This window comes from Nitrosomonas sp. H1_AOB3, assembly GCF_015709435.1.
In the GTDB taxonomy this organism is placed as follows: Bacteria; Pseudomonadota; Gammaproteobacteria; order Burkholderiales; family Nitrosomonadaceae; genus Nitrosomonas; species Nitrosomonas europaea.
Genome location: NZ_CP054389.1, coordinates 1,539,390 through 1,566,138 on the forward strand (window position 1 = coordinate 1,539,390; position 26,749 = coordinate 1,566,138).

Here is a 26,749-nt window from a genome sequence, read left to right on the forward strand (position 1 = left end):
AAAATTCGTCATAGATGAGCCAACTCTCCGGGGTTAGTTTTTCACGCAAATCTGACAATACTACCTTTTCGGTTGAAAGATCATTTTTGATTTGACATGAAATCTATTGCTATCTAATATCGACTCATGAAAACCAGCTTTAAGCGCCCATTCGCCCAGTATGTCAAGAAAGCTACCAAACCGCTGCGGCTAGCGATCGAAGATGAGGTGGAAATGATATGTGAAACACCAGAAATTGGCGAGCTCAAGGCCGGGGATCTGGCTGATGTTCGGGTTTACAAGTTCCGATTCAATCAGCAAGAGTATCTAATAGCTTACCGATCGCCTACCAGAAACACACCTGTTGAATTTATGATCATCGACTTCTATCAAATCGGTACGCACGAAAACTTTTACGACAAACTGAAACAGTACTTGCGACACGATAAAAATCCGAGAGAAATATGATGAGCCATACCTTAACTGCCGAAGAGTTATACGCTGAAATAAAGAGAATGCCGATAGCTGAACGGATTCGATTCTTTTCCCTGCTGGCGGACAGCGCCTTCCGTGAGGATGATTTCACCCATGAGCAGATATTTGGTGAAACATATCAGGAACCGTTCTCGGCCCCGGAAGCAGCAGAATATCTGGAGATATCGTTGCCCACGCTGCGCCGCTATGTGCAATCAGGCAAATTGGTGCCCAGCTGTATCGTAGGCCGCAACCAGATGTTCTCTGCCCAAACCTTGCGTACCTTCAAGAGAAACCGTGGCAACTGAGAGATGAATCACGATCACGGTTATAAACTGCTGTTTTCCCACGCTGAAATGGTGGCAGACCTGTTGCGTGGCTTTGTGAAAGAAGGCTGGGTTAATGAACTTGATTTCTCTACACTGGAAAAGATTAACGGCAGCTATATTAGCGATGATTTGAGAGAGCGCCAGGACGACATCATCTGGCGTTTGCGCCGCAAGCAAGGCAAGCAAGACGAATGGCTGTACGTTTACCTGCTGCTGGAATTCCAATCTACTGTGGACTGGTTCATGGCGGTGCGGATCATGACTTACATCGGCCTGCTGTATCAGGATCTCATCCGTAGTGAATCCATTAAAACGGGGGAACAGCTGCCACCGGTACTGCCGATGGTTTTGTACAACGGAGATCATCGCTGGCAAGCGCCAGTGAATATGGGTGAGCTGATCTTGCCTGCACCTGGTGGGTTGGATCGTTATCGACCACAACTCAACTACCTGCTGCTGGACGAAGGCCGCTACCATGAACACGAACTGGTAGCATTACGTAATCTGACAGCCGCGTTATTCCGACTGGAGAACAGTCGCACCCCGGAAGATGTCCAACAAGTATTGCAGGCATTAATCACTTGGTTGCATACCCCGGAACAAGACAGCCTGCGACGTGCATTTACTGTCTGGCTAAAACGGGTATTCTTACCAGGCAGAATGCCCAAAACCAGCTTCGATGAAATTCATGATTTACAGGAGGTATACAGCATGCTTTCAGAACGTGTCAAAGATTGGACCAAAGACTGGAAACAACAGGGAATTGAGGAAGGCAAACAAATCGGTATCCAGGAAGGACGACAGGAAGGACGATTGGAGGGTGAGGTAGAATTTTTTTTGAGGCTGCTGGAACGAAAATTTGGTCCGGCAGATGAAATTACCCAGACTCGTATTAAATCTGCAGATTCGCAGACTTTGTTGCGCTGGGGTGAGCGGATTCTGGTAGCACAAACTATCGAAGAAGTATTCGAAGAGTAATGATTTCTGCATTTACGCACCCTTTCATCCCGCCATTGTGGTTGCAGGAGTGCAAAGTTGCCGGTTTCAGTCATCGTTACAACACACTGCTAAAAACATTTGAATAACGCCGCCAGCCACAGAGTGACATTTCCTGCAAAAGTCTGTCGATAAAGCCCTGTACGATACAAGCTCCCCACTCTTTTCCTCTTTTACACAAAACACGCTTATTCCAGGCAAGCATAAAAGCGTAGGGTGACGGGATAAATCAGTGTTTCTCCAAGTTGGCGTTAATCTGTAATGTCGTTTGACGCTAATATCGCAACGCAATACTATATACTCATGACGATCAAGACATTTCGATGCGCGGATCCTGAAACCTTATTCAAGTTAGGGCGAGTTGCACGATTTGTCAACATTGAGCGTCCAGCGTTACGCAAGCTCAAGCAACTTGATTTAGCACGGCGCATTGAGGATATACGTGTGTCGTCCGCGAATCGGCTGGAGATATTGAAAGGCGATCGTGCCGGGCAGCACAGTATCCGCATCAACGACCAGTGGCGTGTGTGCTTCCGCTGGACGGGCACGGATGCAGAAGATGTTGAGATTGTGGATTACCACTGATGGAGATTAACCATGAATAATAAATTAACGCCGGTTTCCCCCGGCGAGATGCTGGCAGAGGAATTCTTAATTCCGCTGGGTATGAGCAATTACCGGCTGGCAAAGGAAATTGGCGTATCAGCGCAGCGCATCGGTGAAATCGTAACGGGGAAGCGCGCCATTACCGTAGATACAGATTTGCGCCTATGCCGATTTTTTGGTCTGTCAGACGGATGGTGGTTGCGCCTACAAGTGGACTACGATATCGAGATGGCGCGCGGTGCGCTGGAAGAAACATTGGCGAAGATCAGGCCGTGGGCAAATACCCAAGAGCATGGGACACCGGCCTGATCATTGTTCCCAGTGGATGGTTTCAACCACCACCAAAGTAAGAATACCGGGTCCCAAGAGCATCTATGTTGGCGTGATTCGATACATTACCAGACCCGCCATGCAGCACAACAAGATGTGCTGCAGTATATTTCCATGTTTTATAACAGTCATCGACCACATTCATACTTGGGATACAAAAGCCAGAATCAATATGAGGCAGAAATGGAAAAATGTCACTCAACTGGAGTATCCGGTTTTACTTGACCAGATCATGGCACAGTGTCCGGGAGTATTAGGCCAGAACAAGGAGCAATGATATGAACATCAACGCATCAATCATTGATCAGCGTTTGGCTGGTGTTCAAGATAAAATCAGGGAACGAGCGACCGAAGAGTTTGGCATCAGCGATGGCGATCGCCTCAGGTCGCTAGCCTTTGTTTACTTGTGCGTCGAAACCATGCTTGATCTCGATGCTGATGAAGCCTTCGACTGTCTGACCGACGGAGGCGGCGACTTCGGGGTGGATGCACTGCACATTACCGAAGAAATGGATGGCGAGTTTGGCGTTACCCTGTTTCAAGGAAAGTACAAAAAAAATCTTGAGGGAAATTCAAATTTCGAACAAAACAGCATCGAAGCGATGGTCAATGCCATTCGCCATATCTTCGATCCGTCTGCCGATCTTGGCGCTATCAATGATCGACTGCGCGTCAAAGTGGAACAGGCTCGCTCTTTGATTCGAGATGGCCTGATTCCGCGTGTTCGTGCCATCGCTTGTAATAATGGCCTCAAATGGAACGCAGATGCCCAGCAGTCGATTGACCGTGCTGTTTTTGGTGATCAAGTTACCTGGGAACATGTTAATCACGACGTATTGATCGGTATCTTGCAGAGCATCAAACCGGTCGATGAAACCTTGCGGTTGACGGGCAAGGCCATGGTTGAAGACATGAATTACAGCCGTGTATGCGTAGGGCGGATGCCCGTGGTTGAAGTGGCTGCGCTCATGAAAAGTCATGGCGAAAAGCTGCTGGAGCGCAATATTAGACGCTATCTTGGGTTGCACGGAAATCGTGTAAATGAGGGTATCCGCGCTACATTGAGTTCAAATGCGCCAGAGAATTTCTATTTTTTCAACAATGGGATAACCCTTGTTTGCGACAAATTCACCTACAACGCACTTCAACAAGGTGATTTTCAAATCAAAGTCAAGAACCTGCAGATCGTCAATGGTGGCCAAAGCTGTATGACCATCCTCAAAACAGCCGAGGAACTTGAAAAAAATGGCCAGGCCTTACCCGCGCAGGCAAGCGTCTTGATCCGGCTGTACGAACTGAGCAGCGATAACGACGATGTGGTTCTGCAAATAACTCACGCCACCAACAGTCAAAACCCGGTGGACTTGAAGGATCTGCGCGCCAACGATGTCAGGCAGCAGCAGCTCGAACAAAGCATTCAAAACCTGGGCTATAGTTACCGACGCAAGCGCATGGATGCAACCACCAAGGCCACCGACATTACCACAGGTGCCGCAGCGGAGGCTGTACTGGCCATTTGGCGTAAAGCGCCACATCAGGCGAAATTTTTGACCCGCGAGCACTTCGGCAAGCTGTACGACACCATCTTTAGCGAGTCGCTCAATGGCGCTCAGGTGGTGATTGCAGCCTTGCTTTATCGCATCGCTGAAAATCACCGACGCCGGCCGCATGGTGATGATCCATTGTTCGTCCGCTATGCATCTTGCTTTATCGCCATGCAGATGGGAAAGCGGCTGCTCAAAGCACTGGATATCAAGCTCAATGGCCTGGACCACCGCAATTTTGTCCAGGTCAGACAATGGATTGAGGAACAGGGCGAAGCCGTGTTTGTAGTGTCCCGACAAGATATCGATACCGCACTCAAGGCTCTGTATGGGAACCAGGAAATTTCCGTGCAGCAACTCTCTGCCACCTTCCGCCGTGGTGATCTGATCGGGAAACTTGATCAGATCGAGGTGTGATCGATGGCCTTCAACCAAACCAGGTCAGTTACGCCGGATTGCTTTGTCAGCTACGCTTCCTCGCAAAGAAAGAAGAGGAATTGAGCGCATTACCATGCAAAGACAAAGCGAGCAGGAGCAGCTTTTCTCAATTTCCATCGTCTTCACGAGGCCGTTAGGCCGTGGCGATCCAGAAAATTTGAATAAGGTAGCTTATTTGAACATCGCTGTAACAGACTGCTAAAGGCGTTTGAATAACGCCGCCAGCCACAGAGTGATATTTCCTACGAGTGTTTGTCGATAAAGCCCGGTACGGTATAAGCCTATCAACCGGCCCCACAGTGAAACATTACGGAAGCGGGAAAATTCATCATGGATAAAACGATTTTCCGGTGTCAGTTTTTCATGCAGATTTTATAGCACCTTGATATTACGTGCATTTTACTGCCGATGCATCCTGAATTTTAGCTCGCCAAACGCCGATATCTGCGCCAAATACGATAAGCAAACCGATAAACAAGTCGGGAAAAACTTAACTGCCTCTCAGCCCAAGCAGCCCACTCATCGTAACGTGGCCTGAATTTACTCATAAGTGGAGGAACTGCTAATCGTACCGATTCGGGATCTCGCAAATAGTCTCGTAGCATCTCTGGGTGATGAAATGCTTCATAGCGCTGGCGCGCAAGATACCTTTCATGTTGAAGGCTTTCAGGCTCAAGAGCCTTCAAGTATGTTAAGAGATCTTCCGGATCTGCCCAGCTGAATGCCTCTGGGTAAGCCAGCTCCAATCCACTCAATACGCGTGAATACATGTGCTGATGCATGATCACCGGTATACCAGCACCCATAGCCTCAATCAGAGTCAAGCCAGCCCCATAAGGGAATGATGCAATATAAACATCCACCTCATGTTCCTGCAAAGCTTTCCAGACACTGGGCGTCCAATCAATGTAAACAAAACGATCTTTCTGGACATCTTGCTTGCACATCTGATTGTAAATACGACGTAGCGCCCATGGCGTCAATTTTCCAATGTGAATGTGCCGCCCCCCTGTTACCTTCAGCACGCGAGGTATGGTATCCAGATAGCTGACGTAGTAAGGAATTTCAACTTTATTAGAACGCGCTGCCGTAGCTGTAGTCAGTGGCCCGCCATGCATGAATTCAGTTTGAGCAGGTAGGCAGTGCTTGTCCTCGAAAGTGAGCGGTAGGTACCGGTTATCCACGCCCAATTGATCACGACAATAGTAAAAACCCATCGGATGAAAGTCGATATGGGTGAGGTGATTAAAGTGGACGCCGAGACAAAGATGGTGATCACCGTGGTGGCAGAAACTCCCTGCTAGCCTGAGTTCTGGAACAAGCGCTGCAGCTGCAACACTATCCTGATGGTGGTTAAACAGATAAACATGTTCAGGCCGACTGGTGAGCAAAGTAGATTGCAACCAGCTTAGTCGCGCTTCAAAGTTCCCACCTGGCGCACACATAAAATACACATTCTCATCTGTAGCAAAAAGCTTCGAAAAAAAATCTTTATCCGAAGGACCGCCAACCTCAGTTGACAGTATTAAGTGGTTCTTTTCTGGCTGCGCACGAATGAAGTCCTGAACCAGTCGCGAATGGCCACCAGATCGCTGCAAGCGACTGACCAGATAAACAACAGTTGACCCATTCTTACCACCCGGCAAAGGATTATCTTGTGGAACAACCAAGCCAGCCAGATTATGGCGACCGATGCGCAAACATAACTGATCCAAGTCACGCGAAGCAAAAACCTGCGCCGCACAGATAGGCTCGGTCACTATCCGCTCGACAAAGTTGTGAACAAGACGCAACGCGACGTTAACACTGTCACCGTCAAGAGCAATTTCTACCCTGCTTATTAGTGAACGAACTGAGCTATCAAAAACAAACATTTATGCGCTCACGGTGGCTGGCAGCCTCAGAGCCCATGTTTCAATACGAAAGATTCTGCCGAGCGCATGTCGGCACTCGTGTCAATCTCGGCCAGTTCCAACATGTGTCCGGACAGCGGCAGCAATTTAGCCAGATGTTCAAAAACATAATTTTCGGCACTGTTCATCACAGTGCTTGGGCCGGTGAAAACATTAGCCCACTCACAAAGTGTCCGATTCTCTCTTGTGAAACCCGTTACGATTAGCCCTTGGGCAGACTCTTCGGTATTTACAAAGACGGCATTTTCAGTATTGGGCTGGCAAAGCCCGACGAGTATCTCTGGCCGAGCAGCTTGGTCAAGGAAAGCACCGAAACTATCGGGATTTATAACGAGGTCCCCGTCAAGGAAGACGCATTTACCCCTCAGGTAGCGCGCGCCGAGTGCAAAGCTCTGGGCAGTGTTGGTGATCCTGAATTCTGGATTCCTTACCAGCACAACCTGCGGGTGATAGCGGGCGCAATAGTCGATGATCAGATCTTCACGGTAGCCAATGACCACGTGGATCCGCGAAACATGCAATTCGAGCATTCGGATCATCCGGGTGAGCAACGTGATCCCGCCAAGTTCCAACATGCATTTGGGGTGTCCAAGACCCAAACGCGAGCCAAGGCCGGCGGCGGCAATTACAGCGTTCTCAACAGGTTGCATAGAGTACTTCCATCGTGGATGACATATCTTGATGCATGAATCGCTGCCTGAGCAGCAGCATGAACACCGCCGAAGGCGATCCCGACATCCGCCTGATCAAGCATTACCGCATCATTAGCGCCGTCTCCGACTGCGACCACGCGCTCATAACCTATATTCTCTCGAATGCCTCTCAGAGCGCGAGCCTTGTTGAGAATGCTCTTAAGCTGTAGCTTGCCATTTACATACTCCCCTACCGACGTAAAGGCTTGGCAACCACAACGCTGCAAGATCGGCTGGATCCAAATATTAAGGTTACCGCTCACGATGAAGCAGTCTTCTTTACGGTCAGTAATGAAACGCAGCAAGTTTTCGTCAAGTGGAACAGCTGCGACCACTTGCCGGATCACCTGCGGGTCAATTTGCCCCAGAAGCAGGCAGCGCAGCCGGAAGGATGGCTCAAATTCGATATGACCATCCATCGTGGCATTGGTCAGAGTTGCTATCTCATCCGCGATTCCGAGTTCGGATGCAATGCAGGGTAATAACTCTGCTTTGGTAATTGTTCCATCCATATCAAAACAGAAGGCTGTGCGCTCACATGCCGAATTTAAGCTCATTTAACCCCCCCCTTACGCCTTTCTAACAGATACCACTTTTGCACAGTATCTGCGCGGTTATTCATCTCGCGTTGCTCATAGACGTAACCGCTATCGCTCAGTTTGAAGCCGACTCGCCCGACAGTCTCTGAGATCATGAAAAGAAGCTCTTCCTCGGTACGGTATATCGCGTTGTAAATCTGTTCCAGATCACTCGAAAAATGCTCCTTAATGGTTAGCCGCTCGCCTATGGCAATGGGTTCGCGGATCAGTAGCCGACATTGCGGTGCAGCCACTTCAGCCACTCGGCAAAGTGTCTCAAAAACGTCTTCCTCGTTAAGGTATATCAGTAACCCAAGCACAACAATCTTGTCAAAGCCTTGGGATTCTCCAAGTGCCCCCAAGCTAATGGAGACACTGGGCAGCACGGAATAGCGCACGTTCTGTGCCGTGCCATGTTCCACGCGGGCGATATCGATGAGACCGGCAGCGAAATCCGTGCCGTGATACACCTTAACCTGCGGCGCAAGCACACCTGTCCACCTGCCCGTACCACAGCCTATGTCCAACACGCGGCTATGTGCCTGGAGCCCAAGCTTAGGCAACAGCAGCGCCTTTTCGGCGGCATCTCGGCGCTCGGCTAAATCGGGGTGCTTGTCCTGATAGATCACGGCCCGCAAAGAACCGATAGTCTTCGCCTTCTCTGCACGTTTGCAGAAAAAGCTTTCCACTGCAGCAGGGTCTATCTGCGGTGCGCCCTGTTCGCCTGGCCTCGTTTTAATTCTCACGCGTAACCTTTCAGAATTTCATTTCTAAACAAGGCCAAGCCAAATCACACAGGCTCACCAGTGCTCTCCAAGAAGACGTAGAAACTATTGACACGATGCTTCTCCAAGTCCTGAGCGATGAGCAGCTCTTCCACCAAGGCAAGACCTGCCGCCTCGAATGCCTGGAGATAAGCCCTAGCGTTACGGTATACCGCCGTGTAGCCGTTCCATTCAATCATCTCAGTGGTGGATAGGTTGAGGGTTTCCTTTAGAAGAAGCTTTGCCCCGGGTCGCATGGCTGCCTTGAGCTTCCAGATAGACTTGATGAACACCTCATCGTCGACCAAGTCCGAAGTCACACTCATGCAGCTCACAAAATCATAGGTAGACAGGCTTTCGGCATGCTCCAATCGCTCAACGGAATAGGCGATATTGGTAATGCCCTTCCGTACGGCATGCTCACGTGCTTCGCTAATGAGCAGCTCATTCGGATCTGTAGCCTCGGTAAACTCGAAGTACTCACTGATGATCTGGGTGAAGCGACCATTACCGCAACCGATATCAGCTGCAAACCGCCCCTTTGCGTGACGGCTAAGGATGTCGCGCAACTTGGTTTCTTGCTCCTGATAGTAAGTTTCAGGCGCAAGAAAGGTCGATGTTGCCTTTGCCCAGTATTGAAACGCCTCATCGTGACGGGGTGACGTCGGCAGCTCGGTACTATAAATACGTGGCGAATTGTTGCCAACGTTGTTACTGATTTCGTCGAGGATGGATTGTGACGGTGTCTGATTGTCCAGCCCAAAATAGGTCAGCAAAGCAGACTTCCGTGCCTCCAACAAAGAATCCTCGCCATTCCTGACGACCCGATCCAGAAACCCAGCGATGTCGGTCTCGGTTGCTCCGGAATAGAAGCAGGCAAGGCTGCGTACCTCCTCATTCAGTCCAATATCGTCCTTGCCAGTGAGGTAACAAACCGGTTTTCCGGTGCGCAGATATTCAACCAAGAAAGATCCCGCATCCGCCATCAACACCGAAGAAATTTCGAAAGCTGGGCGGTAATCCGTCTCGGTGTCTACATGCACGTTGTCCTTTTCGTTGATCGCGCTAAACCATGCAGCTACACGCTCCGGCCCCCAACCTTCAAGTTTGGTAAGACTTGCTCGCAGAAAAGGATGTGGTCTTACCAGCAGGAAAAGGTCCGGACGATCGTCGATCAGTCTGAGAATCGTTTCGTAGTGATCAATGAAGGACGACCATTTCCGGCGTGTTATGACTGTGAAATGAGGTGTCCAGAGAATCACAGATCGACCACAAGCTTTCGTTTTTGCTACACGATGCACTTGGATTTCATGACTACCGTCTATCTCAACCCTGGGGTGGCCCGTGACCACCACATGCCCATTGCCGTAGCTGCAGTAACGGCCGAAGCTTGTCAGTTGGGCCGGAGAACGGGCGAAAACCCGCCAAGCAACACGCGGAACCTCGCTATCGTACTGATAGCGAGCATTGAAGACGCCCCCACCCACCTCCAGACCATAAGACACATAAGCAATACGGCATCCCATGGCCGCAACAACCTCGGGTTTGTAGCTCTGGGGATAAAGGCTGCCATAGGGTAATGGGAAGAAGACCACATGCGGTCGATAACTGTCGAGGGAAAACGTCTGCTCAGAAAAATAGGGTATTCCCTTGCCTTCGAGCAAGGCCTTTGCCTTGGATAATGACACTAGGGTTATTTCGGGATTAGAACTCTTAAGAACCACAACCGAGGTAACGAAACGTTGATCGTTAGTGGCTTTTTTCCAGACAGGTTCAATCGATGGCCATATTTCTGGAGTGATCACAAGAAAAACAAGCCGTATCTTCTCGCCAGGCAAAGCTTCAATGACTGATAACCTCTTGTGATTTGGCACCACTTGAACATTCAAGTCATTCGAAGAATCGAGTGATGCTCGTGCGATCGAAGTAGATGCTGCCGGTGAACCGCTCTGTGCATAGATCAATTTACCTTCAATATCGGGTAGTGCCCGCCCACCTTGATTCAATTGTCCCGCAATAGTCAAAAGACGATCCAACTGCGTTTGCAAAATATCAAACCGGGCCGATATCGCATCTAGTCCAGTAATCTTGCCGCGCAACCGTCGAAGAAAATCAGCTATTTTCATCAAAGCCTCTTAATGCCCTGCATACCTGCTCTATCTCGTCTTCTAGAAGGTCAGGTGACATAGGCAGGCTTAGCACCTCCCTCGCTAACGTTTCCGCGACAGGCAGGTTACGGCTTTCATAATCTGAATAGCAGGCTTGTCGGTGGGGGGGAGTTGGGTAGTGAATGACAGTCGAGATACCCTGTTGATCAAGATGAGTCTTGAGCGCATCCCGGTCTTTGCTGCATATTACATAAAGATGCCACACAGGTTCAGCATACTCAGATACGAATGGCAGTTCAATATCGCAATCTTCGAGATGCACTGAATACGCGGCAGCAATTTCCCTGCGCTTTGCGTTCCATTCATCCAGTATTTTTAATTTTTCTCTTAAAAATGCTGCCTGCAACTCATCTAGTCGACTATTGTAGCCGGTCAAGTCATGTTGATATTTGATCTTCGAACCATAGTTACGAAGTAACCGAACTTTATCGGCAATTGCATCATCGTTGGTAAGTACTGCGCCACCATCACCCATCGCTCCAAGATTTTTTCCTGGGTAGAAACTAGTGGCGGCAGCATGGCCCAGCGAGCCAACGCGCCGCCCTTTGTATCTCGCACCCTGCGCTTGGGCAGCATCTTCAATCACAATCAGCCCATGCTTTGAAGCAAGTTTTTTGATTGAATCCATATCCGCAGGCTGCCCATATAAGTGAACAGGCACAATGGCGCGAGTACGAGGCGTGATTGCCGCCGCGATGAGTGCGGGGTCTATATTGTGGGTTTTGATGTCTGGCTCTACAGGCACCGGTGTCGCACTACACTGGCTCACAGCCAGCCAAGTGGCGATAAAAGTGTTGGATGGCACAATGACCTCGTCACCTGGCCCAATTCCATAAGCTCTTAGCAACAGGTGGAGCGCCTCTAGGCCATTACCTGCACCAATGCAGTGTTTCACCTCACTGTAGGCGGCAAATTCTGACTCAAAGGCTTCCAATTCTGGGCCCATAATGAACCAGCCTGAGTCCATAACACGGCGATAGGCTTCGTCAAGTGGCTGACGAATCGCCTGATGCAGGCGGCTTAAATCAAGAAAAGGAACTTGCATTATTCGGCAACCCTTTTTACATCATTGATAAACAAAGCATAGTCGCGATAGTAGTCGTTTTCATCGTAATAATCGGACGCCAATACCATACATACAGCGCCCGAAGAAAAATTATCAATTTCCCGCCAGATCATGGGGCACACATATAAGCCGTTATAGCTGCGGTTCAAGTGTATCGTTTTTTTTGCATAACCATCATCCAGATGAATATCAAACGAGCCGGACATGGCGATGATCAATTGATGCAAAGCCTTGTGTGCATGCCCGCCTCGTTCGGCACCACCCGGAACATCGTAGAGGTAATAGACGCGGCGTATGTCAAACGGGATATGGCGATTGGCCTCAACAAATGTCAAATTACCTCGCGGGTCATTGATTCGCGGCAGATTATAGGTTTGGCATTTTTTCAGACTCATAAATATTTTTCTTCCTCGGAAACCCAATGTTCCGTTATTGAAACAGGATAGCCACGTTTAAAGTGACGTGTCCAAGGATAAGCAGAGTCTCCAGAGCCATCTCTTAGCTTGATATCACTCGTTTTACCTACGACACGCGCGGGCAAGCCTGCAACAACCATGTATGGAGGAACATCCTTGGTAACACATGCCTTAGCTGCAACTAAAGATTGATAACCAACAGTCACCCCTGGAAGCACGATCGCTGCTGCTGCAATACTTGCGTAGTCTTCTACTGTACAACCCATCAAAACGTTACTTGGTGGGGTTGGGTCATTTGTAAGAACGACATAAGGCAGTATCCAGACGAAATTTCCAATAGTAGTTTTTTTTCCAACAAATACATTCGATTGGAACCGAACGTAATCTCTGATAAGGCAATCCCCTTGTATTTCGCTAGAGGTTCCAATCTGAAAACTGGAACCGGCTTTCGTTTTTTCCCTGACGGTTACACGATGCCCTGTTGTAAGGCCGGGCCCAAAAGAGGAAGATTCATAAAAAACGGAATGGGATCGAATTAGCGAGTCTTCACTGATAATTAACGGAGTACCATCACCAAGCTGGGTTGCTAACCCAAGTTCACAGTATGCTCCAACCTTAGTCCGATCACCCAAAATCACATTTTCATGAACGATAGTAAATGGGCCAATTTCGACGCTTTTCCCGATTTTTGCACCTGGCGATACATATGCTGTTGGATGCACTAGAGTCATTTGGCTTCCCATGACGCAAGCAATCTATCAATATTTATTTCATCTATTTTAAAGTCAGCATGAATTCCGCTTAAATGATTATCGGTGATATTACCAAGGATATAAAAGGTCATGATCTGTAGAGGAGGTAACATATTTGCCCAATACCTGTAGATCATCTGCTCGTGCTTCGCCATCAAAACACCAACACACACCCCGGGCTGACAAAAAATCGCATTAACCAAAGCTGATCCAGTTGGTGAAACTATCTTTTTTGTATTTCTAAATAACCGAACTTGGTTTAAAAACGTAAATCTTTCAGGCTCAACAGTAACATAACCATGGTCAGCGAGAACCTCTTCCAATACAGCTGAGTTTGTGACTTTTCTTACCCCTGAATTGCGGCAAACGTATATTTTTTCTGGAAAAATATGTTTTGGTTGTCTATCAGCAATCGTAGCAATTTGATTACTGAGTTGCTCCAATGCGAGTGAGCTGAATTTGCCGTGCGAATAACCCTGTAGCTTATTAGTTCGGCGTTCAAATGGCACATACCCTGTCACCGATGTAGTATAAAGAGTTTCCACTCTTACCGACCTGCCTATTGGCACAAGAATAACATCACGCTCATGTCCCACAACCAATAACAGCGATTCCATGATGTTACGATGCAAACCATCATCTACAAGTATGGGAACATTTGCATACTGCTTAATAGAGCAGAAAGCAGCGATGCGCGGGAGGACTTCAGTTAGCCAGTGCGCATAGTTATGGGCGCAAGCGTCGAGGAAAGCCGCTGCCAAGAGCATCTGCTCCGGCGCGGCGTCGTCACTCAACAGCCGCATAAGCTTCTTTTTTGGGCTAATCACATGACGGCCATGTAACTCCTCGCTAGTGTAATCGCGCTCAAAGTCATACAGGTCATGACAAATCACTGCATCATGCGCAAAGAGCAGGTTGGTGCCGCCATACACTTCCACATCTCTTAGTTCCGCGACATAAACCGGGGGGAACACATAGTGGTCATGCGGTGACACCAGATAGGCCTGGTCCTCGGCCGGGAACACTTTAGGCGCTGGAGTATCTACCCTGACCGCATCGAACACTTTAATCGTCGGAATATTCGACGATTCTACATAGTCGGCGAGTTTAACTAATGGACGCCAGCGATTTGCTGGACGTGAACTAAAATTAGCGGCAACAAAATGGGCATAGAAGAAATATAAATTTCGCCACAACACGATAATTAATCTGCGTATCAACGGAACTTGTTTCAAGTGATTTATATAAAACCGTCCAGCCCAGGTTTCCTTAAGACGAGTAACAATGTCTAGTGTGCCGGGATGCGACTCCACTTTGCAGATCTTAACCGTCGGAAGCAACCCAGTCATATCTGCGCCATCTTCAGGTGGCAGCCATGCAGCAGTGCACGCACTACTCTTCTGAGTGTGAGCCAAAACCTGCTCTTGCAATTGTTCTAGGCACAATAGATTTTCGCGAGAGGTGCAAACAGTTTCGTGTAAACCAGATACAAGTTCCTCGGGGGGCTTACTCATTTTTTCCTGCCACATATTGCTCGATCACTTCATCAGGAGAACCATCCGCGATGAGCCTGCCATGATCTAGCCATAACACACGATTACAGAGTGATTTGACCAACAAATGGTCATGAGAAACCATAATCATAATGTTTGCCTTATCAATCAGGTCGTGCATTCTGGATTGGGCTTTGGCCATGAAGGCCGCATCTCCCCCTGCAAATATCTCATCGAGCACCAAAATGTCCGGGTGCATAGCTGTAGCCAGCGTGAACGCCAATCTCATGTACATTCCCGTTGAGTAATACTTCACTGGCGTATCGATAAACTCCTGAAGTTCAGCGAAGGCAATGACTTCGGGCTCTATTTTTTTTAGTTGCTGCCTACTGTAACCAAGAATAGAACCATTCAGGTAAATGTTTTCACGCCCGGTAAATTCCGGGTGGAACCCGGCTCCGATTTCCAGCAGTGGCGCGATGCGCCCATCGACCGAGACGATACCTTCCGATGATTCATAAACTCTGCACAGAGCTTTCAATAAAGTGCTTTTCCCTGCGCCGTTGTGGCCAACAATGCCTACCCTATCGCCAGCTTTGATGTCAAAAGACAAATTCTTAACAGCCCAAAATTCAGAATATGCAGATTGGCCGTTCCGCTTGAAAATATTTGCAAAGCTTTCTTTTAGTGATGGTGAACGGTCGTGATAAATACGAAACTTGATCGATAAATCTTCAACGTGAATGCCTGACATATTTACTCACAGCCTGAAGACAATTTTTTTCTCTTGACGGAGAAAAACGATTAGGCCAATGGCCATTGCGCAAGCAGCAATAGCTACGGTTTGTAATATTATGTCGCCACTCGGGAGAGTGGCCTCCATAAGCGGTACTCTAAAAAGGGCGATAAAAGGTGTAACTGGATTCAACCCAACCAACCAGGCAACCTTGCCCGCCAATGCATCATGTTTGTAGAGAATGGGCGTCAGAAAAAAGAGACCTTGCATGACAATCAAAATAACATGCTGAAGATCACGGAAGAAAACCGTAGCAATGGACATGACTAGACCGACGCCCATGGCAAAAAGAAACAGTAACGCAAAACTTAGCGGTAAAAATAGCAGCGCCCAGGAAAGTGTACCGCCAAGCGCAAGAATAATGACGAATAAAGCCGCAAACGAAAGCAAACTATCAATCAGTAACGCAAAGGCGATGCTTAGAGGAAAAATGATTTTGGGAAGATAGATCTTTTTGATCAATCCTTCGTTATTAATAAAAGCCGTGCCAGATTGTGTAACAACCGAGTTAAAAAAATTCCATGGAATCATGCCGGCAAACAGAAACATCGCAAAAATTTTTAAATCTGCTTTAAATAAAGTAGAAAACACAACCGCCATGACAGTCATCATCAACAACGGATTGATAAGCGTCCACACGTAACCCAAAGCAGTACGACGATAACGAAGGATTAGCTGTTGTGTAATCAGTTGTAACAATACATTACGGCTGCCATATAACTCCGATAAAAAAATGGTTATTCGTGAATTCATCGTGGGATTACACCCTTGTACTGACATTTGTTACTTACCATGGTTATTTTTATCTACAACACTTCCCACGCGCGATGAAATTGAACGCCGCGTGCAAAGGCGTGAAGAACACGTGTGATTTGAACCGCCACTGGCAGTGGCCAATTACCCTTGCACTGTTCGAGACAGGTTTCATGCCATCCTCATTTTCTTGCTGCAAACAGGAGCAGCTTTCCCTAATTTTCGTCATCGCGAAGCCTGCAAGGCTGCGGCGATCCAGCAAAGGTAATGACACAAAAGTACCGGATTGCTTCACGCCGCAAGCGTTTGCAAAGACGGTAAAAATTTGTTGATCCGAATGCCATTTGAGTTTTGGTAGAAGTAAAAGCAGTATTTTACTGGATTGTTTCACCAGCTGCGCCGTTTCGCAATGAACTGTGCTTTGTGTCAAGCAAATTCTGGTGAAAATGTCGCATTTTTTGTAGCGATTGCAAAAACCTGTCGCAATAATTTATGGGCAATTGCAATACCGATTACTTTGGGTGGTTTACCTGCAGCCTGTAGCCGCTGATAGAGCTTTTTACATGCAAGATTGCACGTTCTGGCCGTCCAGGTACACAGATAAAGCAGCTGCCGAACATGTCCCTGGCCCATTTTAGCAATGCCTCCTTTACCTCTGACCGAACTGCCTGAACGAAATGTGGTCGGGCTGACGCCAATATAGGCACACAGCGCTTTGACATCCTCAAAACGAGTGAATCCATTCGTCACAATGATCAGTTCAAGCGCGGTTTTGTCCCCTATTGAGGGAATTGTCAGCAACCGTTCACGCAGTTCGGCAAAAGACTTTTTTACCAGGGTCTCCAGGTGTTGTTCACATGCTTCGATGCGTTGCTGCAGTTGTCGTTGTTGCAAATTCATTTGTTTGATAACGAAAACACTTGGCCTGGCACGGTGTGCATGCGCTTGCTGGCGATTGAACAAACGGGTTCGTTCGGTAATCAAGTCATTGAGCCAGCCGTGAGCCTGTTGCAGCTCCTGCACTTCCTCGCTGGCAGGCGCCCACAGGGCAGGTGTTTCATGTCGGCCATATTGCATGATCAGCGCCGCATCTGCCCGATCACTTTTGACACGCAGTAATTTCATCTGGGCATAGCGTTTGATCACCAGCGGATTGACCACACTGACCTTGCATCCGGCTTCAAACAATTTTACTGCCAGCCGGGCATGGTAGGTACCCGTTGCCTCCATCACAAATACCGCTTCAGCAGGCGCCTGCTCCAGCAGTTGTTCAATCCCTTCATCCGTATAGGGAAAGCGCCGACTGCAAAGCTGATCTGAAATCAGCCAGGCCGTGTCAAACCAGTCTTTACTGATGTCTATTCCAACTATCATTTGGGTTTCCTCCAATTGATATAAACGTTATTTAATACCTGTACCCTTTGCCTTCATCCTGAATACGGAGTCATGCTCCAATAGAACTGTCCGGCCTTGTGGGCAGGTTGGAAAAGGGCGATCTGCATTGCGAACAGCCTTGATGGCCAAAGACGGACACGATCTCTATCCCTTCTCCTTCTCATCTAAAATACGTCTATTCCAGATGAGAGTTCAAGCATAGGATGACGGCAGAAATCAGGGTAATCTGCATTATGCCCACTTCGTCGTTGCGAGGAGGCCGCAGGCCGACGCGACAATCCAGTACCGCCGGTAACGAAAAGGAAATCGGTAATTTTTACATTCTGTCGGCGTTGTTATCTGAGGTTACCTGGTAGAAAAGGATGTCAAACAATCTTCAATCCAACAGAGCGATCAGGTAATCCAATTTTCCAAACGCAAACCATCTACTCGTTCAAATTCACGCAGGTTATTGCTGACCAGGATGAAACCTTCACTGCGAGCATGAGCGGCTATGTGCAAGTCATTCACGCCGATGAGCTTTCCTTTTCGCTCCAGATCAGCACGAATATCACCATAATGCCCGGCTGCTTTACTGGTATACGACAGCACTTCCAGACGAGATAAAAAATCAGCCACCTGTCGCAGGTTGTGCTCACGCTGCTGGCTTTTTTCTGCGCCGTGCAGTAACTCGGCTTCGGTAACAGCGCTTACGCACATCATGTCTGCATAGCGGTTAAAGGTAACCAGCGCTTCTATTGGCCGACGTTTGATAACGTAGATGGCGATGTTCGTATCCAGCATATATTTGAGCATCAGAACACCTCGCGCTCCTGCTGCTCCTGACTGGCACGTTCAGACAAAAAATCTTCTGAAACGCCTTGTTCCGCCAGAAAAAAGCTGTCCCAGGTATGGTCAACCGGGGTCAGGATTCGCTCTTTACCCAGTTTACGTACCCAGACCTTTTTCACATCATCGGCAAAGCGCACATCTACCGGCAAACGTACAGCCTGAGTACGGTTATTTTCAAAAACAGTACCTGTATGCATCACGATCCTCCAATCAAAGCAGCCAGATACTACAAGTATATAGCATTGCTTGTTGTATGGACATCTGCGGGAGGAATATTTACCTATTTTTTGGTATGAAAATGGGTACTGCACCACCCGACCTATAGCACGTACAACTTCGTGCCTGAAATCGTAATTTAAGCACTGGGTTGCCGAGCTTACTTGACTAGGTCACCCATGAGTGACACGGTGAATCCAGCCGTTCGGGAGAAGCTGCTGGAAATCCGGATCATCAATCAGGATCGGTAACTTCCGCGAAACTGCTAAACTGCGCGCCATGATAAGAATCTCAGAACTGACCTTGCAACGTGGCCCTCTGCGCTTACTGGAAAATGCAGATTTAACCCTGCACCCAAGGCATAAAGTCGGCTTAATTGGTGCCAATGGCGCCGGCAAATCCAGCTTATTTGCCCTGCTACGTGGTGAACTGCATCCTGATGCGGGCGATTGCGTATTGCCGATGAACTGGCGCATTGCCCATATGCGCCAAGAAATCGATGCACCTGATTGTAATGCGATTGATTATGTGCTCGATGGTGATGGCTACTTGCGCGATATTCAACAGCAACTGGTCAAAGCTGAACAACGACAAGACGGAGTTGAGCTTGGCCGCTTGTACTCGGAACTTGATAACGCTGATGCCTATACCTCCGACGCGCGCGCACGTAAATTATTAGCTGGTTTGGGTTTCCTGGAAGAACAAATGGGAAATCAGGTCAATAGCTTTTCCGGTGGCTGGCGGATGCGCTTAAATCTGGCTCAAGCGTTAATGTGCCCATCAGACTTGCTATTACTTGATGAGCCCACTAACCACTTGGATCTCGATGCGATTTTATGGTTGGAAAGTTGGCTGCAAAGCTATCCCGGTACCTTGCTGCTGATTTCCCATGACCGTGATTTTTTAGATGCAGTGGTCGGTCATATTGTCCATATTGATCAGCAAAAACTAACGCTATATTGCGGCGGCTATACAGCCTTTGAACGCGCCCGTGCTGCACGTATTATGCAGCAACAGCAAGCGCACGAAAAACAAAGAGCACAGCGCGCGCATATGGAAGATTTCATCCGACGCTTTAAAGCCAAGGCCAGTAAAGCACGGCAAGCACAAAGCCGTGTTAAAGCCCTGGAACGCATGGAGGAGCTGGCGCCAGCACACTTTGATTCACCTTTTGACTTTATTTTCCGCGTGGCTGATAAAGTCTCTACACCGCTGCTGAATCTCAATGAAGCAGAGCTTGGTTACAACGTGGGGCAGCCTATTTTAAGCAATGTAAAGCTACAACTAGTCCCGGGCGCACGGATTGCTTTACTTGGCCCCAACGGTGCAGGTAAATCAACTCTGATTAAAAGTATTGTGGACGATTTACCGCTATTGGCAGGTCAACTCACCCGCAGTGAAAACTTAGCGATTGGCTACTTTGCCCAACATCAACTGGACTCACTTGATCCAAAAGCCAGCCCGTTGCTACACCTTCAACGTATTGCTCAAGATGAGCGCGAGCAAGTTTTGCGTAATTTCCTCGGCGGTTTTAATTTTCGCGGCAAGCGCTGTGATGAACCCGTGCTCAATTTCTCCGGTGGTGAAAAAGCCCGCTTGGCTTTGGCGCTGATTGCGTGGGGTAAACCTAATTTATTACTGCTCGATGAGCCCACCAACCACCTTGATTTAGAAATGCGACAAGCATTGAGTATGGCTTTACAAGATTTCTCCGGTGCACTACTGCTGGTGTCTCACGATCGCCATCTGATTAAAAGTACCGTGGATGAGTTGTACTTAGTTGCTGATGGCCGTGTGCGGGAGTTTGCAGGCGATCTTGAGGACTACAGCAAATGGCTCAACGATTATCGTTTGCGCCAGCGTCCTGATAGCGATGCAGCCAGCCCCGATAAAGTCGATCGCCGCGCACAACGCCAGGCAGTTGCAGCACTACGTAAACAACTGGCACCGCTACGCAAGCACACTGATACATTAGAAAAACAGTTAGATAACATTCAAAAAGAGCTGCAGGCTTTGGAAATCATTTTGGCTGATAATAGTCTCTATGAGCAGCCGCAAAAAGATCAGCTCAAGCAATACCTAAGCCAGCAAACCAACTTGCTACAAAAGCAAGTAAAACTGGAAGAAACCTGGCTCAATAACTTAGAAGAGCTGGAATTATTGCAAAGTGAACTTGGGGAAGATGTATAACGCAATGGTTTGAAAGCGGGCTAAACCGGGGTGTCACAAAACGCTTCACTCCAGCCGCGCCGGGGTTGTCCGCCGCGATGTAGTCCCAGATGTCTGCCCAGTCTTGTTCCGCTTCTGGCGTCCAGACAACTATCACACCCGGCCGGTTATTACCTGGTTGCGCCTGGCAGCGAATTCAGCTTCAACTTCATTATTTGTACGGCCATGACCGGCCCGCATTGAGGTGCGGCCAGCTTCCACTCTCTCTTGTATTGCCCGGGGCAGGTTTCATGCCACTCTCATTTCTTTTGCTGAAAACAGATTCTCTCCAGGTTTTTCTGAATGTTATTTGTTAATCCAGATGTCATTGGGTTTTATATTTTACTGGATTGCTTCCCGCCACGACCTATGGCCCTGCGGCTGAAGACTGATACACCCGCAATGACATTTATCGATTTAATCAGAAGCTTCTTGACCGCTCAGCGATAAATATCACGACGATGATTGATACGAACAACCAGAATCGTTAAGAGGTTATCCTGGATTTCATATACGACTCGATACATACCAACCCGTATCCGGCGCAACCCGGAAAACTCACCCTTCAGGATAGATCCGGCACCGGGATGTTCTTTCAGCAAATCGATTGCTTTTATGATACGCAGTCGGTCTGGTCCGGGAATTTTTTCAAGTGACTTTACCGCGCTCTGTCTAATCGAGATGGAGTAGATCACGCTTTACCTCTTCCCAATCCAGTATCGGATCTGCCGGATCTCGCAATATATCGATCGCCTGCGAGATATCCTCAAAATCCTCCAGATAATATTCCACCGCCTGACGAACCACTTCTGCCCGAGAACGCCGTAAACGAGCTGCAGCCGCGTCAAGGGAAGAAACAAGGTCATCGGGCAAACGAGCAGTAATTTGAGCCATAGCACCCCCATGTAATGTCAGTTAATGTTAATTGATGCGAGTCTAGGCAAGAGCCATTATCAGGTCAATGCCGCTCTCATAAGACCGCATCAATCAGGCCGTTTCCCATTTCTGTAACTATCTTGCGCAAGGTAATTTCAAGCAATTGTCATATTGCCACCTGTTGCAGAAAATCGCGCGGCTCAGCAGAAAACTGCGCAAAATTCTCCGGTGTTACAATCACCCGCAAAGCCTTGGGCTCCTGTGCACAAAAGGCGTCCAGTCCCCTGGCCGATTTTTTGCGACCGGATTTTACCTCGATGGCGTACAATCGCTCGCGATACTGGTATACAAAATCCACCTCATCGTTACGCTCACGCCAATAAAACACCTGCCCAGGCAGCTGCATCAGTTCAGCACCCACCACCAGTTCAAATGCCCGCCCGCGCTGCTCCGTACTCCGCATCACATCTACCCCCGCTACCATACCGTACAGCGCCGGGCAAGCCGGTAGCATCTTGGGACTGGAACTGCGTGCAAGCCATGTCTTGGGTGAATACTTCTGCAACGCATGCAACAAAAAAGCACCACCGTACAGCTCAATGTAATATTTGACCAGATCGGTATTTCCCTTGTCCTGCAACTGCCCCAGCAGTTTGGTGTAGCTAATTTCCTGCGCAGGGTAGGCGCATAAAATCTCGAACGCCTGCCGAAAAAGTGCCGGGTTGGCCACCTTGCGACTTTGCAAGATGTCCTTGCCGATAACTGCCTCTACAATTGCATCCTTCATGTAGGCGTACCAGCGATCGGGATCATACTCCAGGACAACTGCGCCCGGATAGCCACCAAAAGCGAGATAACGCGGCAAGTCGTAACCAAAGGCAGCGTGCAATTCGGTAAATGTCCAATGATGTACTCTCAGCAGTTCAAAGCGTCCAGCCAGACTTTCTGTTACGCCACTCTGAATTTGCAGGGCACTGGAACCCAGCAGCAACACTCGCAAGCGTCCCGGCTGCGCGTCCCACAGTGCCTTGATGGTTTCTGGCCAGTTCACCACCTTCTGGATTTCATCCACCACAAGCAGGGCGCCTTCGCCCAACAGCAATGCCTGTTGCCACTGCTCCAGCAACCAGCTGCGGTCACTCACCAGCACATCGTCGGCATTGGCATAATGCTGCGGATAGCTGCATTGTGCCATCAGTTGCCGCACACCTGTAGTCTTGCCCACCTGACGGGGGCCTGTCAGCACTTGTATCAGCGGTTGCATACCGTCCAGACGGTGCGCAAGCTGTGCGACGAAAGGACGTTGAAAAAGAGTCATCATGCAATCCTACAAAATACTAGACATCTCTATTATATCCAATAGATCTCTCTAGCATTTTGTAGAAATTCTGGATAGAAACCCAAATGTTTGTTTTCACGAATCATGTAGTCTTTATCCGCAAACAGGACGAACGGATAGCAATCCGGTGCTTCTGTCAGCCAGCAGGTGCATAAGCGCAGCACCATCAATGCTCACGAAAATATTTTTGCCTGGGGCTATTGGGTTTATCTGGTTGAGTGCGCCGCAGCCAGCCAGCATCAAGTAAAGGGGCTAAAACAGCTTTGCGAAAATGTTCGCGGTCACTCAAATGGCAAAACGCTTGCAATTCGGTACGGCTGCGCCGGTATTGGTAAAACTCCGCCATATTGCTCCATAATCTCCAATACAGCTTGCGGGATATCTTGCAAGGTAGCTTGCGGGGTAATGATCTGTGATTCGCTTAAGGTTTCTTCAATCACCGTCAGCATGAATTCAATAAAAAATGCACAATCGGTTTGCGCCGTGCTATCAGCAATGACCTGGTAATAGGTAATTACCTTCAATCGCCAGTGAACCCTGTATAGGCCGCAACACGGTTGAACAACGTGGCAGTAAGGCTGAAAGGTGGTTGATAACTCATCGATAAGTCAATCAGGAGCTTGCCGCACCTGTGCGCTGTTTCTCATGAAATGGGAAAGGTGGCAGAAAGGAATTTTTACAACGCGGTATTCAAAGAACATCAGCAAACCCTTTTCTGGTCTTCTGGAACCAGGCAAACCCCAGCCAAGCAATTGTCCCGGTAACCAGCCAGTAAAGTGCCAGCAGCAAGAAATCCGGCATTTTCCCCCAATACAACACATCCCGCACCATTTCGATGACTGGGGTAAGAGGGTTAAGGTACAGCAAATGCTGATAGCTTTCGGGCAAAGCACTAATCGGGTAGAAAATAGGACTGAGAAACATGAGTACCGAAGTTATTACTCCGATGAATTGTGATACATCACGCAGATAAACACCCAGTGATGCCAGAATCCAGCTCAACCCCAGGATAAACAGAGCAAATGGCATGACGACAAATGGCAGGTACAGTGCACTTGCATGCGGAACACCAAACAAAATTACGTAGGCTGCCAGCCAGACACCCAGGCTGATCAAGGCATGATACAAAGCTGAAAGCAGACTGACAAAAGTCAGGGTCTCCAGCGGAAAAACCACTTTCTTGACGTAGTTGGGGTTGGCAAGAATCAGCGCAGGTGCACGATTGATACACTCGGCAAACAGGTTGAACACGATCAAACCAGCAAAAAGCACCAGGGCAAACTCGGTTTTGGATTCGCTTCCCACGCTCCAGCGCGCCTTGAATACTACGCTGAATACAAAGGTGTACACCGCCAGCATGAATATCGGGTTGAAAAAAGACCATAGCAGGCCCAGCACAGAGCCACGATAACGCCCCAGTATTTCGCGCTTGGCAGAAGCCAGAATCAGTTCACGATTGCGCCAGAGACTGGTAAACATTTCTACCGGCGTTGCAGGAAATTGACGCATCAACCCAATACCTCCACCTCAATAAATGATTTGCAAAACTATCTGCGTTGCCATCACTGCCTTCGCAAGCTGCATAGTAATGCGGCGATCCAGCACCTCCAATGACAACCATGATTAAAAGTAGCGCCATCATGACAATGAAGCTGAAACTCCCTTAGCGTAGGCTGCAGGCAAAGTGCGCGGCAGAGTCTTTGTCTCAGGGCGCGTGGCTTCCCAACCCAGGCAAGCCAGCCAGATAGTACGCGGGATAATTTTGTGCGCGGTACGGTAGTAACTCACCATCCGCCGGCTAATTCCCAGCGCCTCGGCAGCAGTAGTTAGTGACAGGTTATTTCGGTGCATCCAGTCACCAAACATTTCGTGGCTAACTTCACCTGCCTGCTCCTTGGCCCAAGCGTAAACGTTGTCCCGGCCGAATTCGGTATCGAACCACTCAACACTCCCCTCCCATTCAGCAATATGTACGCGCGCAAACGCCTCTGGATCCAGGATAGGAGCGAGATCAGGAATTTTGCGCAGGATGTCACCTACATCAACCTCCAGCACCTCGCCAGTGCTCCAGGTAGTGCGCAGACGGTAAGGCGCCAAGGCCTCAACAGCTGTCAATTTTGGAAAAAAGTACTCGTTCATGGATTATTCCTCCGCCATTCATCAAACAGCAAATCCCGACTTGCTTCAATCCAGGCCAGTGCTTCACGTATCTCGCGCTCTGTCACCCGGCCCTTGATCGCAAGATTATCAAGGTCGACTGTGCATTCCCGTCCATCACGTAATTTGACATGAGCATGGGGTGGTGGATGGTCATTCAGATACATCAACACCCGTAGATCATTGAAACGTTTCAGGGTTGGCATTACATCAAGTTTGGGGCAATGGTTGCACTATTTCAAGAAGAGTGATGCACGCGCTAAAAGTAGATTGAAAATAAGCGGTTTATCCCGAATAGCCAAAGGTATCTTCATCTCTGGCTATTCATTGAATTGGGTAACAATAAGCGCCGTAGCGAGGGTAACCCGGTATGTTCACTACCTCTATTACTCGATTGCTTCACGCCGTTGGCGTTCGCAATGAGAGTTCAAGCATAGGACGACGGTGTTTCTGTCTGTATAGTTTCCCGTTTTCTACCTTTCTATTCCTGACCCTTACTCTCCATACTGCCTGGTTATCCATTCACGATACGCACCAGACTGAACCTGTGCCACCCACTCCGGGTTGTCGAGATACCACTGCACCGTTTTGCAGATGCCGGTTTCAAAGGTTTCAGCAGGTCTCCAGCCCAGTTCGCGTTCGATCTTGTGTGCATCGATGGCATAGCGGCGATCGTGGCCGGGGCGATCTGCGACATAGGTGATTTGTGATGCGTAGCTCGTACCATCTGCTTTGGGCCGCAGCTCATCGAGCAGTTTGCAGACTGTATTAACGATTTCGATATTCGGCTTCTCATTCCAGCCGCCAATATTATAAATTTCACCCGGTTTTCCAACCTCGAGCACACGTCGGATTGCACCACAATGATCTTTGACATAGAGCCAGTCACGGATCTGCATGCCATCACCATACACGGGTAGTGGCTTGCCTGCGAGAGCATTCACAATCATCAGCGGGATGAGTTTTTCCGGGAAATGATAGGGTCCGTAATTATTGCTGCAATTGGTGGTAAGTACCGGCAATCCGTAAGTGTGGTGCCAGGCGCGCACCAGGTGGTCACTCGCTGCCTTGCTGGCCGAATACGGGCTGTTGGGCTCATAACGACTGACCTCGGTAAAAGGAGAGGCTTCCTTGCTCAGGGTGCCGTATACCTCGTCAGTGGAAACATGCAGAAAGCGAAAATCCTGTTGATCAGGCTCCCTCAGATCATTCCAAAAGGCACGTACACACTCAAGCAGGCGAAAAGTACCAACGATATTGGTCTGGATGAAATTCTCCGGACCATGGATACTTCGGTCGACATGTGATTCGGCCGCAAAGTTGATGACAGCTCGAGGATGGTGTTCGTGTAAAAGACGCGCAACCAGATCGAAATCAGTAATGCTGCCTTTCACAAAAATATGGCGTGAATCACCTTCCAGCGAAGCCAGGTTCGCCCGGTTGCCGGCATAAGTGAGTGCATCCAGATTGATGACTGTTTCTTCAGACTGCGCCAGCCAGTCCAGAACAAAATTGCTGCCGATAAAACCGGCCCCGCCAGTAACCAATATCACTTCCAATGACTCCTTTTCAAATCCAGCCGAACTTCAGATACAAATCGCACCATTCTTTTTATGGAAATTCTTACGACAACAATGGGT

The 26,749-nt window shown here is 48.6% G+C and carries 32 protein-coding genes and 1 pseudogene; 8 read left to right on the forward strand and 25 right to left on the reverse strand.

The window, feature by feature from the left end; all coding sequences use genetic code 11:
* Positions 1–126 precede the first annotated feature (126 nt).
* The 7 genes and pseudogenes from HRU73_RS07195 (at position 127) to HRU73_RS07225 (ending at position 4,675) form a co-directional block, all read left to right on the forward strand.
* On the forward strand, positions 127–447 hold the full coding sequence (locus HRU73_RS07195; RefSeq protein WP_011111125.1) for a type II toxin-antitoxin system RelE/ParE family toxin: 321 nt from the start codon (positions 127–129) through the stop codon (positions 445–447).
* A complete protein-coding gene (locus tag HRU73_RS07200) occupies positions 444–761 on the forward strand; it encodes a helix-turn-helix domain-containing protein (protein ID WP_011111124.1) in 318 nt (105 codons plus the stop codon). The genes HRU73_RS07195 and HRU73_RS07200 overlap by 4 nt, the downstream gene beginning before the upstream one ends.
* 3 nt (positions 762–764) lie before the next feature.
* Positions 765–1,760, forward strand: a complete 996-nt coding sequence (locus HRU73_RS07205) for an Rpn family recombination-promoting nuclease/putative transposase (protein ID WP_287398262.1) — start codon at positions 765–767, stop codon at positions 1,758–1,760.
* Between the two features lie 279 nt (positions 1,761–2,039).
* The gene (locus HRU73_RS07210; RefSeq protein WP_287398263.1) at positions 2,040–2,363 is read left to right on the forward strand and encodes a type II toxin-antitoxin system RelE/ParE family toxin; all 324 of its coding nucleotides are present in this window, start codon (positions 2,040–2,042) and stop codon (positions 2,361–2,363) included.
* A gap of 12 nt (positions 2,364–2,375) precedes the next feature.
* On the forward strand, positions 2,376–2,693 hold the full coding sequence (locus HRU73_RS07215; RefSeq protein WP_011111121.1) for a HigA family addiction module antitoxin: 318 nt from the start codon (positions 2,376–2,378) through the stop codon (positions 2,691–2,693).
* Positions 2,694–2,750: 57 nt separating this feature from the next.
* A pseudogene (locus tag HRU73_RS07220) lies at positions 2,751–2,939 on the forward strand (IS3 family transposase); the annotation flags it as partial.
* Positions 2,940–2,992: 53 nt separating this feature from the next.
* Positions 2,993–4,675 (forward strand): AIPR family protein, encoded by a 1,683-nt coding sequence (locus tag HRU73_RS07225; RefSeq protein ID WP_287398264.1) that lies wholly within the window; start codon positions 2,993–2,995, stop codon positions 4,673–4,675.
* Positions 4,676–5,118: 443 nt separating this feature from the next.
* Here HRU73_RS07225 and HRU73_RS07230 read toward each other — a convergent pair whose 3' ends face one another.
* The 15 genes from HRU73_RS07230 to vapB all read right to left on the reverse strand — a co-directional run bounded on the left by HRU73_RS07230 (position 5,119) and on the right by vapB (position 18,510).
* On the reverse strand, positions 5,119–6,570 hold the full coding sequence (locus HRU73_RS07230) for a glycosyltransferase (RefSeq protein WP_287398265.1): 1,452 nt from the start codon (positions 6,568–6,570) through the stop codon (positions 5,119–5,121).
* Between the two features lie 26 nt (positions 6,571–6,596).
* Entirely contained in the window at positions 6,597–7,259 is a 663-nt protein-coding gene (locus HRU73_RS07235; RefSeq protein WP_287398266.1) for an NTP transferase domain-containing protein, read from the reverse strand.
* Complete coding sequence (locus HRU73_RS07240) at positions 7,235–7,858, reverse strand: HAD-IB family phosphatase (RefSeq protein WP_287398267.1); 624 nt, start codon at positions 7,856–7,858, stop codon at positions 7,235–7,237. The genes HRU73_RS07235 and HRU73_RS07240 overlap by 25 nt, the downstream gene beginning before the upstream one ends.
* Positions 7,855–8,625, reverse strand: coding sequence for a class I SAM-dependent methyltransferase (locus tag HRU73_RS07245; protein WP_287398268.1), 771 nt, complete (start codon positions 8,623–8,625; stop codon positions 7,855–7,857). The genes HRU73_RS07240 and HRU73_RS07245 overlap by 4 nt, the downstream gene beginning before the upstream one ends.
* Before the next feature lie 44 nt (positions 8,626–8,669).
* Positions 8,670–10,769 (reverse strand): methyltransferase domain-containing protein, encoded by a 2,100-nt coding sequence (locus HRU73_RS07250; RefSeq protein ID WP_287398269.1) that lies wholly within the window; start codon positions 10,767–10,769, stop codon positions 8,670–8,672.
* On the reverse strand, positions 10,756–11,856 hold the full coding sequence (locus HRU73_RS07255) for a DegT/DnrJ/EryC1/StrS family aminotransferase (protein ID WP_287398270.1): 1,101 nt from the start codon (positions 11,854–11,856) through the stop codon (positions 10,756–10,758). The genes HRU73_RS07250 and HRU73_RS07255 overlap by 14 nt, the downstream gene beginning before the upstream one ends.
* On the reverse strand, positions 11,856–12,272 hold the full coding sequence (locus HRU73_RS07260) for a sugar 3,4-ketoisomerase (protein WP_287398271.1): 417 nt from the start codon (positions 12,270–12,272) through the stop codon (positions 11,856–11,858). Before HRU73_RS07260 ends, HRU73_RS07255 begins: the two co-directional genes overlap by 1 nt.
* Positions 12,269–13,024: an acyltransferase gene (locus HRU73_RS07265; protein ID WP_287398272.1), complete on the reverse strand. Its 756-nt coding sequence runs from the start codon at positions 13,022–13,024 to the stop codon at positions 12,269–12,271. Before HRU73_RS07265 ends, HRU73_RS07260 begins: the two co-directional genes overlap by 4 nt.
* Positions 13,021–14,559 (reverse strand): glycosyltransferase family 61 protein, encoded by a 1,539-nt coding sequence (locus HRU73_RS07270; RefSeq protein WP_287398273.1) that lies wholly within the window; start codon positions 14,557–14,559, stop codon positions 13,021–13,023. The genes HRU73_RS07265 and HRU73_RS07270 overlap by 4 nt, the downstream gene beginning before the upstream one ends.
* Entirely contained in the window at positions 14,552–15,292 is a 741-nt protein-coding gene (locus tag HRU73_RS07275) for an ABC transporter ATP-binding protein (RefSeq protein WP_287398274.1), read from the reverse strand. The genes HRU73_RS07270 and HRU73_RS07275 overlap by 8 nt, the downstream gene beginning before the upstream one ends.
* 6 nt (positions 15,293–15,298) lie before the next feature.
* Positions 15,299–16,087, reverse strand: coding sequence for an ABC transporter permease (locus HRU73_RS07280; protein ID WP_287398275.1), 789 nt, complete (start codon positions 16,085–16,087; stop codon positions 15,299–15,301).
* Positions 16,088–16,136: 49 nt separating this feature from the next.
* On the reverse strand, positions 16,137–16,517 hold the full coding sequence (locus HRU73_RS07285) for a hypothetical protein (RefSeq protein WP_287398276.1): 381 nt from the start codon (positions 16,515–16,517) through the stop codon (positions 16,137–16,139).
* Positions 16,514–17,461, reverse strand: a complete 948-nt coding sequence (locus tag HRU73_RS07290; protein WP_287398277.1) for an IS110 family RNA-guided transposase — start codon at positions 17,459–17,461, stop codon at positions 16,514–16,516. The genes HRU73_RS07285 and HRU73_RS07290 overlap by 4 nt, the downstream gene beginning before the upstream one ends.
* 414 nt (positions 17,462–17,875) lie before the next feature.
* The gene (vapC, locus tag HRU73_RS07295; protein ID WP_276678542.1) at positions 17,876–18,277 is read right to left on the reverse strand and encodes a type II toxin-antitoxin system tRNA(fMet)-specific endonuclease VapC; all 402 of its coding nucleotides are present in this window, start codon (positions 18,275–18,277) and stop codon (positions 17,876–17,878) included.
* On the reverse strand, positions 18,277–18,510 hold the full coding sequence (vapB, locus tag HRU73_RS07300) for a type II toxin-antitoxin system VapB family antitoxin (protein WP_276678541.1): 234 nt from the start codon (positions 18,508–18,510) through the stop codon (positions 18,277–18,279). The genes vapC and vapB overlap by 1 nt, the downstream gene beginning before the upstream one ends.
* Positions 18,511–18,808: 298 nt before the next feature.
* Here vapB and HRU73_RS07305 point away from each other — a divergent pair, with 298 nt between their 5' ends.
* Positions 18,809–20,719: an ATP-binding cassette domain-containing protein gene (locus HRU73_RS07305; RefSeq protein ID WP_287398278.1), complete on the forward strand. Its 1,911-nt coding sequence runs from the start codon at positions 18,809–18,811 to the stop codon at positions 20,717–20,719.
* Here HRU73_RS07305 and HRU73_RS07310 read toward each other — a convergent pair.
* The 10 genes from HRU73_RS07310 to rfbB form a co-directional block, all read right to left on the reverse strand.
* Complete coding sequence (locus HRU73_RS07310) at positions 20,664–20,855, reverse strand: type II toxin-antitoxin system RelE/ParE family toxin (RefSeq protein ID WP_287398279.1); 192 nt, start codon at positions 20,853–20,855, stop codon at positions 20,664–20,666. The genes HRU73_RS07305 and HRU73_RS07310 overlap by 56 nt on opposite strands.
* A 322-nt stretch (positions 20,856–21,177) precedes the next feature.
* Entirely contained in the window at positions 21,178–21,432 is a 255-nt protein-coding gene (locus tag HRU73_RS07315) for a type II toxin-antitoxin system RelE family toxin (RefSeq protein ID WP_011111107.1), read from the reverse strand.
* The gene (locus HRU73_RS07320) at positions 21,410–21,631 is read right to left on the reverse strand and encodes a ribbon-helix-helix protein, CopG family (RefSeq protein WP_011111106.1); all 222 of its coding nucleotides are present in this window, start codon (positions 21,629–21,631) and stop codon (positions 21,410–21,412) included. Before HRU73_RS07320 ends, HRU73_RS07315 begins: the two co-directional genes overlap by 23 nt.
* Positions 21,632–21,779: 148 nt before the next feature.
* Positions 21,780–22,934 carry an ATP-binding protein gene (locus tag HRU73_RS07325; protein WP_287398280.1) on the reverse strand — a complete coding sequence of 385 codons (1,155 nt, stop codon included), beginning with the start codon at positions 22,932–22,934 and terminating at the stop codon, positions 21,780–21,782.
* 184 nt (positions 22,935–23,118) lie between these two features.
* Positions 23,119–23,298 (reverse strand): Fic family protein, encoded by a 180-nt coding sequence (locus HRU73_RS13430; protein WP_353765016.1) that lies wholly within the window; start codon positions 23,296–23,298, stop codon positions 23,119–23,121.
* A complete protein-coding gene (locus HRU73_RS07330; protein WP_287398281.1) occupies positions 23,234–23,476 on the reverse strand; it encodes a hypothetical protein in 243 nt (80 codons plus the stop codon). The genes HRU73_RS13430 and HRU73_RS07330 overlap by 65 nt, the downstream gene beginning before the upstream one ends.
* Positions 23,477–23,642: 166 nt before the next feature.
* The gene (locus HRU73_RS07335; RefSeq protein WP_287398282.1) at positions 23,643–24,461 is read right to left on the reverse strand and encodes an ABC transporter permease; all 819 of its coding nucleotides are present in this window, start codon (positions 24,459–24,461) and stop codon (positions 23,643–23,645) included.
* A gap of 129 nt (positions 24,462–24,590) precedes the next feature.
* Positions 24,591–25,091: a DUF2442 domain-containing protein gene (locus HRU73_RS07340; RefSeq protein WP_011111102.1), complete on the reverse strand. Its 501-nt coding sequence runs from the start codon at positions 25,089–25,091 to the stop codon at positions 24,591–24,593.
* Positions 25,088–25,315, reverse strand: coding sequence for a DUF4160 domain-containing protein (locus tag HRU73_RS07345; protein WP_041356437.1), 228 nt, complete (start codon positions 25,313–25,315; stop codon positions 25,088–25,090). Before HRU73_RS07345 ends, HRU73_RS07340 begins: the two co-directional genes overlap by 4 nt.
* A 288-nt stretch (positions 25,316–25,603) precedes the next feature.
* Entirely contained in the window at positions 25,604–26,662 is a 1,059-nt protein-coding gene (gene rfbB / locus HRU73_RS07350; RefSeq protein WP_287398283.1) for a dTDP-glucose 4,6-dehydratase, read from the reverse strand.
* Positions 26,663–26,749 lie beyond the last annotated feature (87 nt).